Raw genomic sequence first — 11,874 nt, forward strand, 5'->3', positions numbered from 1 at the left:
ACGTGAGTCGGGTCGAACAGGAGTGTCGTCACCCATGCTGTACCGTCGTTTCGAGCAGTTGATCGACATCTTCCGCGAGGCGCCGAGCGAGGCGCCTCCCGGCAAGGTCTGGCCCTTCTATCTCTATTACCTGCGCCAGGTCTGGCCGAGCTTCCTCGCCCTGCTGATCGTCGGGCTGATCGCCTCATTGATCGAGGTGGCGCTGTTCAGCTACCTGAGCCGGATCATCGACCTGGCCCAGGGCACACCCAACGCCAACTTCTTCAGCGAGCACAGTGGCGAGCTGATCTGGATGCTGGTGGTGGTGCTGGTGCTGCGGCCGGTGTTCTTTGGCCTGCACGACCTGCTGGTGCACCAGACCATCAGCCCGGGCATGACCAGCCTGATCCGCTGGCAAAACCACACCTACGTGCTCAAGCAGAGCCTGAACTTCTTCCAGAGCGACTTTGCCGGGCGCATCGCCCAGCGCATCATGCAGACCGGCAACTCCCTGCGTGATTCAGCGGTGCAGGCGGTAGACGCGCTGTGGCACGTGCTGATCTACGCCATCAGCGCGCTGGTGCTGTTCGCCGAGGCCGACTGGCGGCTGATGCTGCCGTTGCTGGTGTGGATCGCCTGCTATATCGGCGCGCTGTACTACTTCGTGCCAAGGGTCAAGGAACGCTCGGTGATCTCCTCCGACGCACGCTCCAAACTGATGGGGCGCATTGTCGACGGCTACACCAACATCGCCACCCTCAAGCTGTTCGCCCACACCGACTACGAGCAGCAGTACGCTCGCGAGGCGATCAGCGAGCAGACCGAGAAGACCCAGCTGGCCTCGCGGGTGATCACCAGCATGGACGTGGTCATCACCTCGCTGAACGGCCTGCTGGTGGTCGCAACCACGGGCCTTGCCCTGTGGCTGTGGAGCCAGTCGCTGATCAGCGTCGGCGCCATCGCCCTGGCCACCGGCCTGGTGATCCGCATCGTCAACATGTCCGGCTGGATCATGTGGGTGGTCAACGGCATCTTCGAGAACATCGGCATGGTCCAGGACGGCCTGCAGACCATCGCCCAGCCGGTCACCGTCAGCGACAAGCCCCACGCGCCGGCACTCAAGGTCAGCCGCGGCGCGGTGCGCTTCGACCATGTCGACTTCCACTACGGCAAGGGCGGCAAGGTGATCGATGCCTTGAACCTGGATATCCGCCCCGGCGAGAAGATCGGCCTGATCGGCCCGTCCGGCGCCGGCAAGTCGACCCTGGTCAACCTGCTGCTGCGCCTGTACGACATCGACAGCGGGCGCATCCTCATCGACGGCCAGGATATCGCCGAGGTCAACCAGGCCAGCCTGCGCGCGCAGATCGGCATGATCACCCAGGACACTTCGCTGCTGCACCGCTCGATCCGCGACAACCTGCTGTACGGCCGCCCCGATGCCAGTGACGAGGAAGTCTGGGAGGCTGTCCGCCGGGCACGGGCCGACGAGTTCATCCCGCAGTTGTCCGATGCCCAGGGCCGCACCGGCTTCGACGCCCATGTCGGCGAGCGCGGCGTGAAGCTCTCCGGCGGCCAGCGCCAGCGCATCGCCATCGCCCGGGTGCTGCTGAAGAACGCGCCGATCCTGATCATGGACGAGGCGACCTCGGCGCTGGACTCGGAGGTCGAAGCGGCTATCCAGGAGAGCCTGGAGACGCTGATGCAGGGCAAGACGGTGATCGCCATCGCCCACCGCCTGTCGACCATCGCCCGCATGGACCGGCTGATCGTGCTGGACAAGGGGCATATCGTCGAGAGTGGCAGCCACACCGAGCTGTTGGCGCAACGTGGGTTGTATGCGCGGCTGTGGCATCACCAGACGGGTGGGTTCGTCGGGGTGGATTGATACAGAAAACGGCATGGGAAAATCGGAGTGGGAGCGGGCTTGCCCCGCGATGGCGTCAGATCAGGCGACACGACAGCTTGATCTGACGCCATCGCGGGGCAAGCCCGCTCCCACGTGCCCCTTGATCTTCATGCCTGGCGATACGGCAGCATCCCGCGCGCCTCTTCGGCATACGCCCTCACCCCCGCCCGCTCCTGCAGCAGAAAATCCTCCACCGCCCGGCGCAATCCCGGATGCAGCAGGTAATGCCACGACCGCGTGATCACCGGCTCGAAGCCGCGAATCAACTTGTGTTCACCCTGGGCCCCGGCATCGAAACGCTGCAGCCCTTCGCCAATGGCGAAATCCATGCCCTGGTAGAAACAGGTCTCGAAATGCAGACGGTCGAATTCGTCCAGGCACCCCCAATACCGTCCATACAGGCTGTCACCCCCGATCAGGCTGAGCGCCATGGCCACCTCGCGCCCCTGCTGGCGGGCGATGACCACACGGATGGCCTCGGGCATGCGCTCGGCGATCAGGCTGAAGAATTCACGGGTCAAGTAGGGCGCGCGCCGGCGCACGGCGTAGGTGTTGGCGTAACACAGGTAGACAAAATCCCACTGCGCCTCGCTCAGCTCGTCGCCCCGGTACCAGGCGAAGTCGATCCCCTGCCCCGCCACCTGTTCGCGCTCCTTGCGCATCTGCTTGCGCTTGCGTGAGCTGAGGCTGTCGAGAAAGTCCTGGAAGTCGCGATAACCCCGATTACGCCAATGGAACTGGCAACCCAGGCGTTCCATCCAGCCTGGCAGACCGGTGAGCGCCTCATCCAGCGCAGTATCGGTGAAGTTGATATGCGCGCCCGACAGCCCGCCCTTGCCCAGGTACTCGGGGATGGCCTGCAACAGCAACAGGCCATCACTCGGGTCAGCGGCCAACAGGCGTGGGCCGCTTACCGGACTGAACGGCACGGCACCCAGCAGCTTGGGGTAGTAGGCAATACCTGCGCGCTCGCAGGCATCGGCCCAGCCATGGTCGAACACGTACTCGCCGAACGAATGCCACTTGCGGTACGCCGGCAGCAGCGCCCGGACCTCACCGTCGCGCTCCAGCACCAGGTGCTCGGCGGCCCAGCCAGTGTCAGGCACCACGCTGCCACTGTCCTCCATGGCCGTGAAGAAGGCATGGCGCAGGAACGGCTGGCCGTCGGGCACCAGTGCGTCCCAGGTGGTCGCCGGCAGGTCGCGCAGGTGGGCAAGGCTATGAAGGCTGATCACGGATGCAACTCGCTATGAACAAGGAGCCAGTATTGCCAAACCAGCCGTGACACTCAAATGACCCCTTGCTGACTTAACACCAGTGCCACTATTCGGACATTATTCTGTCATTCGCCCCCGCAATACTTGCGCCTGTTTTCCGGAACCCCAGAACCTGTCTAGTCAGGCCCTTTCCGAAGACATGCCAACTTGGGGGCGGGCGCTTGAGCCTCCCCACTTTTTCCAACAGGGAGAACCTTATGCGTCTTGTTTCTACACTTACCGGAATGAGCCTCACCGGCATGATGCTGGCTCTGAGTACTCCGGCCAGTGCTGCTGTCGACGCCAAGCTGCTCGAAATGCTCCGCGCCAATGGCTCGATCAACCAGGCGCAGTACAACGAACTGCAGGGCGACCTGGCAAAGGAAACCAAGGAAAAGGCCGACCAGAAAGCCCAGTCCGAACGCATGAGCTCGTTCGAACAGAAAGTGGCGTGGGCCGCCAAGACCCAGATCAAGGGTGATGTGCGCCTGCGTTACGAAGACGTCAACGTCGACAACCCGATCTCGCGCAGTGGCAACCAGGACCGTGAGCGCGTCCGCGCCCGTGTCGGCTTCTACAGCGAGATCAACCCGCAAGTGGACGCCGGCGTGCGTGTGGCCACCGGCAGCAGCGCCGATGCCCGCTCGACCAACCAAAGCCTGGACAACTACTTCGAGAAGAAATCGCTGTGGGTCGACCTGGCCTACCTCGACTGGCACCCGACCGCCATCCCCAACCTGCACCTGATCGGCGGCAAGATGGCTCAGCCATGGGTGAGCATGGGCGACATCATCTGGGACAGCGATATCAACCCCGAAGGCGTGGCGGTCACTTACAAGACCAACCTGGGCGCCACCGAACTGTTCGGCAGTGCCGGCCACTACACCCTCAAGGACAACGTCGACGGCGACGGCGTGCAGTTCAAGCACGACGCACAGCTGTACCACGGCCAGCTGGGTGCCAAGTTCAACGCGGCCGACACCCTCAAGTTCACCGTGGGCGGCAGCATCTACGGCTACGACAACGACAAGGAGTCGACCGTCCTGCGTGCCCTGGGTAACACCACCAACGAGTTCAACCTGGTGGAAGGCTTCGGCCAGGTGGACTTCACCGGCTTTGCCATCCCACTCTCGGCCTATGGCCAGTTCGTCAAGAACACCGAAAGTACCGACGGCAAGGACAAGGCCTGGCTGGCCGGCCTGAAAACCAAGGTCGGCGCCTGGAGCCTGGACTACAACTACCGCGACGTGCAGCGTAACGCGGTGGTCAGCGCCTTCACCGACTCCGACTTCGGCAACGGCTTCACCGGGTCGCGTGGCCACAAGTTCAAGGTCGGCTACGAGATCGACAAGAACTTCTCACTGGGCGCGGCCTACCTGATGGCCAAGACCGACTTCTCCAACCTGCCGAACAGCGATGCTGACGTAGATACGCTGCAGGTGGACCTGGAAGCGAAGTTCTAAGCGCCAGGCTCCTTTGCTCCACCCTGAAGCGGGAAATGCTGACCCCATCCAGCATTTCCCGCTTTTTTTGCTCTGTCAGAAATGCTCCGGCCCTATCGCCGGCAAGCTGACTCCCAAGAGAAATATGCACCACTGTGGGAGCCGGCTTGCCGGCGATAGGGCCGGAGCAGGCGAAACGGGTATCAGCGCTTGCGCAGGATCACGCTACCAATCGAATAACCCGCACCGAACGAGCTCAGCACACCCAACGCCCCCTTGGCCAGGTCATCCTGGTACAGGTGGAAGGCAATCACCGAGCCTGCCGAGCTGGTGTTGGCATAACGGTCGAGAATCACCGGTGCCTCTTGCTCGTCCACTTCCCGACCCAGCAGCTTCTTGACGATCAGGTGGTTCATGCTCAGGTTGGCCTGGTGCAGCCAGAAACGCTGGACATCGCTCGGCTGCTGGCCGTTTTCATCCAGGTGCTGGCCGATCAGTTCGGCGACCTTCGGGCAGACTTCCTTGAATACCTTGCGGCCTTCCTGCACGAACAGCTTGTCCCGCGAGCCGATACCCTCTTCCGCGGCGCGGTTGAGGAAGCCGAAGTTGTTGCGGATGTTGTTGGAAAACGCGGTCCACAGCTTGGTGCTGACAATATCGAACTGGTGCGCGGAGGTGGCCAGGTCAGCACGCTCGATCAGTACCGCGGTGGCGGCGTCACCGAAAATGAAGTGGCTGTCGCGGTCACGGAAGTTCAAGTGGCCGGTGCAGATTTCCGGGCTGACCACCAGCACCGCGCGGGCCTGGCCCAACTGCACGCTGTTGGCTGCCGTCTGGATGCCGAAGGTGGCCGACGAGCAGGCGACGTTCATGTCGAAGGCGAAGCCCTCGATACCGAGCGCCTGCTGCACTTCGATGGCGATGGCCGGGTACGGGCGCTGCAGGTTGGAGCAGGCGACAATCACCCCGTCGACATCGGCGGCAGTGCGCCCGGCACGTTCCAGCGCCTGACGCGCAGCGGCAACGCCCATTTCGCAGAGAATCGACTGTTCGTCGTTGGAACGCTCCGGCAGGCGCGGCTTCATGCGCTGCGGGTCGAGGATGCCAGCCTTGTCCATGACAAAGCGGCTCTTGATGCCCGAGGCCTTTTCGATGAAGGCGGCATCGGACAGCGGCGCCGCCTCGACTTCGCCACGCTCGATGGCGGCGGCATTGTCACGGTTGAAGCGCTGTGCCCAAGTGTTGAAGGACTCCACCAGTTCTTCGTTGGAAATGCTCTGGGCCGGGGTATACAGGCCGGTGCCGCTGATGACGACGTTGTGCACGGTCGTTCCTCTGGTCAAAGGCCATCGCCATGCGGCGCAGGCCGGGAAAAGGGCAACATAATGGCACCTTGGTACCAATTCATGGACGAGGGCTGCGCCCTCGATCGCTGGCAAGCCAGCTCCCACAGTTCAATACGTCCCCTGTGGGAGCTGGCTTGCCAGCGATGGGCCGCAAAACGACCCAAAATTCCGTCAAGTTTGCCACAAGTTGCAACGGTTAGGCTTCCACCTGACTCCACTGCTTGCTCAGTCGCTTGTCGGAAACCGGCACCTTGGTACCCAATTGCTGGGCAAACAACGACACCCGGTACTCCTCCAGCAGCCAGCGGTACAAGGTCAGTTGCTCATCGCGCTTGCCTTCCTGGGCATGCTTGTCGGCACGGGCCTGGTATTGCGCCCAGCAATTGGCCAGCTCGCCACTCCACACCCGGTCCTTCTGTACCTGCGACCCCAGCTTCTCCAGGCGCAGTTCCACTGCCTTGAGATACCGCGGCAATTCCTTGAACCAGGCCCCCGGCGTCTCGCGCACGAAGCCCGGATACACCAGGTTGGCCAGTTGCTGCTTGATATCGTTGAGCGCCACCGCCTGGCTCAGGTCGATCTTGCCCTTGAAGCGCTTCTGCAAGCCATGCCACAGCTTGAGCACCTCCAAGGTCAGGCGCGCCAGGCGCTCGGCATGCTCGCTCCAATTGCCACGCTTGCGTTCGGCCAGCGAGGCCAGGGCCGCGCCATCACGGGGCAGCGGGTCTTCGCCTTCGAGCACGCAACTGTCGAGACTGGCCAACAGGATATCCTCCACCAGTGCCTCGACCCGGCCCAATTCGCGATACAACAAGCCCAATTCGGTCAGCCCCGGCAGCTTGCCGCGCAGGAACTTGGCCGGCTCGGCCAGCTGTTGCAGCAGCAGGCGCTGCAGGGCACGTCGGTGCTGGAACTCGGCCTCAGCCTGGGTCGAGAACCTCCCCTCGCGCACCGTGCCGTTGTCCTCGACCAGTGCCGGGTACACGGTCATCGACAGCCCGGCAATCTTCTGCTGGGCGGTCTGCGCCACTTGCTCGAATACCTTGGCCTGCACCGGCTGCTCGGCCTTGTCGTTGCGCGGCAAGGCCAGGGCGGCCTGGCTGGCGGCGGCAAAACGGGCAGTCAGTTCGGCCAGGTCGCGGCCCTCGCCGAGGAACTTGCCCTGGGCATCGACCACTTCGATGTTCATGCGCAGATGGCCCTCGACCAGCCCGGTCGCTTCCGCCCAGGCCTCGTCGGACACCCGCGCCCCGGTCATGCGCAGCAGCTCATGGCCCAGTGCCTGGGGCAACGCGCCCTGGCCGAAGACCATGCGCGACAGTGCCGCCTTGACGAAGTCCGGCACCGGCACGAAGTTCTTGCGCAGGGCCTTGGGCAGGTTGCGCACCAGGGCGATGCACTTGGCCTCGAGCAGGCCCGGCACCAGCCATTCCAGGCGTTCGCCCGGCAGGTTGGGCAGCAACGGCGCCGGCACCCGTACGGTGACGCCGTCACGGGGGTGGTTCGGTTCGAAGTGGTAGCTCAGCGACAGGCGCAATTCGCCCACCTGCAGATGGTCGGGGTACTGCGCTGCGGTGACCTCGCTGGCCTCGCGGGCCAGTACGTCCTCCTCGCGCATGATCAGCAAGTTGGCGTCCTTCTGGCTGGTCATCCGGTACCAGGCATCGAAGGTCGCGGTCTGGTGGATCTCCGCGGGCAGGCGCGCTTCGTAGAAGGCGTACAGGGTTTCTTCGTCAGCCAGAATGTCGCGCCGGCGGGCCTTGGCCTCCAGTTCGTCGAGCTGCTCCAGCAGGCGCTTGTTGGCCGCCAGGCACTTGGCCCGGGACTGGATCTCGCCGCCGACCAGGCCATCGCGGATGAACAGCTCGCGGGAAGTGACGGGGTCGATCGGACCGAAATGCACCGGGCGGCGTCCGACCAGGATCAACCCGTACAAGGTGATCTGCTCGTAGGCCACCACCTGGCCGCGCTTCTTCTCCCAGTGCGGTTCGAAGTGGTTCTTCTTGATCAGGTGGGTGGCCAGCGGCTCGATCCAGTCCGGCTCGATCTTGGCCACCATGCGCGCATACAGCTTGGTGGTTTCCACCAGTTCGGCGGCCATCACCCACTGCGGCCGCTTGCGGCCAATGCCCGACGACGGGTGAATCCAGAACCGCCGCTGGCGTGCGCCCTGGTAGTCGCCCTCCTCGGTCTTCTGGCCGATCTGGCTGAGCAGGCCGCTGAGAATCGCCTTGTGCATGCGCTGGTAGTCGCAGGCATCCTTGTTCACCGTCAATTGCAGGTCGCGACAGATCAGCGCCAGCTGGCGGTGGGCGTCGCGCCACTCGCGCAGGCGCAAGTAGTTGAGGAAGTTCTTGCGGCACCAGTTGCGCAGCGGGTTGGCGGTCAGCGCCTGGCGCTGCTCCTCGAAGCCGCGCCACAGGTTGACCAGCGCGGCGAAGTCGGAATCGACATCCTTCCACTGGGCGTGGGCCTGGTCGGCGGCCTGCTGACGCTCCGGTGGGCGTTCGCGAGGGTCCTGCACCGACAATGCGCTGGCGACGATCAGCACTTCCTGCAGGCTGCCCTGACGGGCGCCTTCGAGCAGCATGCGGCCCAACCGTGGATCGATCGGCAGACGCGCCAGCTGGCGGCCCAGCGGCGTCAGCTGGTTCTCGCGATTGACCGCCGACAGCTCCTGCAACAGGTTGAAGCCGTCACTGATGGCCTTGCCATCCGGCGGCTCGATGAACGGGAAGGCGTCGATGGCGCCGAGGCGCAGGTGCAGCATCTGCAGGATCACCGCCGCCAGGTTGGTGCGCAGGATCTCCGGATCGGTGAACGCCGGCCGGCCGTTGAAGTCGTCCTCGCTGTACAAGCGGATGCAGATGCCCGGCTCGACCCGGCCGCAACGGCCTTTACGCTGGTTGGCGCTGGCCTGGGACACCGCCTCAATGGGCAGGCGCTGGACCTTTGCGCGGTAGCTGTAGCGGCTGATGCGCGCGGTGCCGCTGTCTATCACGTAGCGGATGCCCGGCACGGTCAGCGAGGTTTCGGCGACGTTGGTCGCCAGCACCACGCGCCGGCCGCTGTGGGACTGGAAGATCCGCTGCTGCTCGGCTGGCGACAGCCGCGCATACAGCGGCAAAATCTCGGTGTGGCGCAACTGCGCCTTGCGCAGGATCTCGGCGGCGTCGCGGATCTCGCGCTCGCCGGGCAGGAACACCAGTACATCGCCCGGGCCCTTGCCCTGGCTGCGCTCGTACTGGGCGATCTCGTCGAGGCTGGCAAGGATCGCCTGGTCAACGGAAAGGTCGTCCTCGACCTGGTTGCCCTCCTCATCCTGTTCGCTGGTCAGCGGGCGGTACCAGGTTTCCACAGGGTAGGTACGGCCGGACACCTCGATGATCGGCGCGCCGTCGAAGTGCTTGGAGAAGCGCTCCAGGTCGATAGTCGCCGAGGTGATGATCAGCTTCAGGTCAGGGCGGCGGTGCAGCAAGGTCTTGAGGTAGCCGAGCAGGAAATCGATGTTCAGGCTGCGCTCGTGAGCCTCGTCGACGATGATCGTGTCATAGCGTTCGAGGAAGCGGTCGTGCTGGGTCTCGGCCAGCAGGATACCGTCGGTCATCAGCTTGACCAGCGTATTCGAATCGCTCTGGTCTTCGAAGCGCACCTGGTAGCCCACCAGCGCCCCCAACGGCGTGCCCAGCTCCTCCGCGACCCGCGCCGCGACGCTGCGCGCGGCGATTCGCCGAGGCTGGGTGTGGGCGATCAGGCCGTGGCTGCCACGGCCCAACTCCAGGCAGATCTTCGGCAACTGGGTGGTCTTGCCCGAACCTGTCTCGCCGGCGATGACCAACACCTGGTGCTCGGCCAGGGCCTTCTTGATCTCGTCGCGCTTGGCGGCGATGGGCAGGTTGTCGTCGTAGCGAATGCTCGGCACGCTCTGCTGGCGCGCGGTGACCTGGGCGCAGGAGGCCTGTACCTTTTCCACCCACTGCGCGAGCTTGCCCTCGTCGGGGCGCTTGCGCAGCTCGTGCAATTGCCGGCGCAACCGATGGCGGTCGGCGATCATGGCGTGGTCGAGGTTCTTCAGCAGTTGGTCGATGGCGTGGTCTGTCATGGGGCTTTTTAATGATGCAGGCGAGTGCTGCTTTTTCATGATCGGCAGGCGTAAGAGGCGCGATTGTCGCAGATTTGCCCGCGGGATGCTGCCTGTTGCGGCTCTGGCGCAGGTCAAGCCCGACACGGGCCCTGCACGAATGTTTAGCTCCCACCGGAATGAACGTCGCCATTCACTGATTTAATCAACCTTACCGGCCATGTGAGTATCGAGAGATGCTTCCCACCCCGATGATCGCCCGCCCGCTGCCCCATCCTTCGCTGCCGAAGGCCAGGGCCTGTGTCGGAGAAAATCCGCTGGTGCACATCATCCTCGCCTTCTGGGCCCTGTGGCACTGCCGCCACGCGCGCCCACCGGACACTTCGCTTACGCACCCCTGACCCGACCCGGCCACCCTTGGCCGATTGACTCAGCCTGACCGCTCGCCTGCGCGGCGGTCCTGCGTGCCCCAGAGCGAATCCACCATGCACTTTGCCCCCGCAGAGCAAGCCAGGCGTTTCCTGGCCGACAACCCCGATATCGACCTGATCGAACTGTTCATCCTCGACGCCAACGGCGTACCCCGCGGCAAGCTGCTGCACCGCGAGGAACTGCTGGCCGTGTTCGACAGCGGCCGCCCGCTGCCCAGCACCATCCTCGGCCTGACCCTCAACGGCGATGATGTGGAAGACTCCGGCCTGGTCTGGGACGTCGGCGACATCGACTGCCGCGCCTACCCGCTGGATGGCAGCCTGGTGCGCCTGCCCTGGCGCCGGGTGCCGACCGCCGCCGTGCAGGTCAGCATGCACCCCAGCGAAGGCCTGCCGGCCAGCGTGGCGGATCCACGTCATGTGCTGCTGCGGGTGATCGACGCCCTCAAGGCCGATGGCCTTCACCCGGTGATGGCCTGCGAGCTGGAGTTCTACCTGCTCGACCAGCAGCGCGACGCCCAAGGCCGGCCGCAGCCGGCGCTGGACAGCGACGGCGGCCGCCCGCGCGAGACCCAGGTCTATGGCTTGCGTGAGCTGGAGCAGATCGAACCGTTCCTTGCCGACCTGTATGCTGCCTGCAAGGCCCAAGGCATCCCTGTGCGCACAGCGATCTCCGAGTACGCCCCGGGGCAGGTGGAAATTACCCTGGAGCACGGCGATGCGCTCCAGGCCATGGACCAGGCCGTGCGCTACAAGCGTCTGGTCAAGGGCATTGCCAATGCCCATGGCATGCAGGCCTGCTTCATGGCCAAGCCGTTCGCGCAACTGGCCGGCACCGGCATGCACATGCACCTGAGCCTGGCGGACGCCGCTGGCAACAACCTGTTCGCCAGCGAAGACAAGGCCGGCACCCCACTGTTGCGCCAGGCGGTGGCCGGCATGCTGCGCCACCTGCGTGAGTCGCTGCTGTTGTTCTGCCCCAACGCCAACTCGTTCCGCCGCTTCCAGGCCAACAGCTATGCCCCGCTGGCGCCGACCTGGGGCGTGGACAACCGCACCGTCAGCCTGCGCGTGCCCGGCGGCCCGGCCAACAGCCGGCATGTGGAGCACCGCATCTGCGGCGCCGACGCCAACCCCTACCTGGCCGCCGCCGCGATACTTGCTGCCACGCACCAGGGCATCCGCGAACAGCTCGATCCCGGCGCGCCAGTCGAAGGCAACGGCTATGCCCAGGCCAGCGAGTACCTGCCCACCGACTGGCTGACTGCCCTGGAAGCCCTGGAGCAGTCGGCCTGGGCACGGGAGGCGCTGGGCGAGGCCTTCCTCGGCGTGTACCTGAAGGTCAAGCGTGCCGAGTACCGCCAGTTCATGGCCGAGGTCGGCGAACAGGACTGGCGCTGGTACCTGCATCAGGCCTGACAGACGAACTA

6 protein-coding genes are annotated in these 11,874 nt (G+C 64.6%); 3 read left to right on the forward strand and 3 right to left on the reverse strand.

Annotation, left to right across the window (positions count from 1 at the left end):
- Positions 1–34 precede the first annotated feature (34 nt).
- The gene (locus LOY42_RS19285) at positions 35–1,867 is read left to right on the forward strand and encodes an ABC transporter ATP-binding protein (protein WP_139672949.1); all 1,833 of its coding nucleotides are present in this window, start codon (positions 35–37) and stop codon (positions 1,865–1,867) included.
- Between the two features lie 128 nt (positions 1,868–1,995).
- Here LOY42_RS19285 and LOY42_RS19290 read toward each other — a convergent pair whose 3' ends face one another.
- Complete coding sequence (locus LOY42_RS19290; RefSeq protein WP_258598872.1) at positions 1,996–3,123, reverse strand: GNAT family N-acetyltransferase; 1,128 nt, start codon at positions 3,121–3,123, stop codon at positions 1,996–1,998.
- Positions 3,124–3,362: 239 nt separating this feature from the next.
- On the opposite strand from LOY42_RS19290, the gene LOY42_RS19295 reads away from it, so the two are divergent.
- The gene (locus LOY42_RS19295; protein WP_139672955.1) at positions 3,363–4,607 is read left to right on the forward strand and encodes a putative porin; all 1,245 of its coding nucleotides are present in this window, start codon (positions 3,363–3,365) and stop codon (positions 4,605–4,607) included.
- 182 nt (positions 4,608–4,789) lie between these two features.
- Here LOY42_RS19295 and LOY42_RS19300 read toward each other — a convergent pair whose 3' ends face one another.
- Entirely contained in the window at positions 4,790–5,911 is a 1,122-nt protein-coding gene (locus tag LOY42_RS19300; protein WP_102684409.1) for a beta-ketoacyl-ACP synthase III, read from the reverse strand.
- Between the two features lie 217 nt (positions 5,912–6,128).
- Positions 6,129–10,034 carry an ATP-dependent RNA helicase HrpA gene (gene hrpA / locus LOY42_RS19305; protein WP_139672958.1) on the reverse strand — a complete coding sequence of 1,302 codons (3,906 nt, stop codon included), beginning with the start codon at positions 10,032–10,034 and terminating at the stop codon, positions 6,129–6,131.
- 464 nt (positions 10,035–10,498) lie between these two features.
- On the opposite strand from hrpA, the gene LOY42_RS19310 reads away from it, so the two are divergent.
- Complete coding sequence (locus LOY42_RS19310; RefSeq protein WP_258598875.1) at positions 10,499–11,863, forward strand: glutamine synthetase family protein; 1,365 nt, start codon at positions 10,499–10,501, stop codon at positions 11,861–11,863.
- Positions 11,864–11,874 lie beyond the last annotated feature (11 nt).

The organism is Pseudomonas sp. B21-023, from assembly GCF_024749165.1.
Taxonomy (GTDB): Bacteria; Pseudomonadota; Gammaproteobacteria; order Pseudomonadales; family Pseudomonadaceae; genus Aquipseudomonas.

What these genes read in the sequence shown, in the direction of transcription:
- LOY42_RS19285 (WP_139672949.1), top strand. Translation starts at nt 35, where the DNA reads ATGCTGTACCGTCGTTTCGAGCAGTTGATCGACATCTTCCGCGAGGCG.
- LOY42_RS19295 (WP_139672955.1), top strand. Translation starts at nt 3,363, where the DNA reads ATGCGTCTTGTTTCTACACTTACCGGAATGAGCCTCACCGGCATGATG.
- hrpA (WP_139672958.1), bottom strand. Translation starts at nt 10,034, where the DNA reads ATGACAGACCACGCCATCGACCAACTGCTGAAGAACCTCGACCACGCC.
- LOY42_RS19310 (WP_258598875.1), top strand. Translation starts at nt 10,499, where the DNA reads ATGCACTTTGCCCCCGCAGAGCAAGCCAGGCGTTTCCTGGCCGACAAC.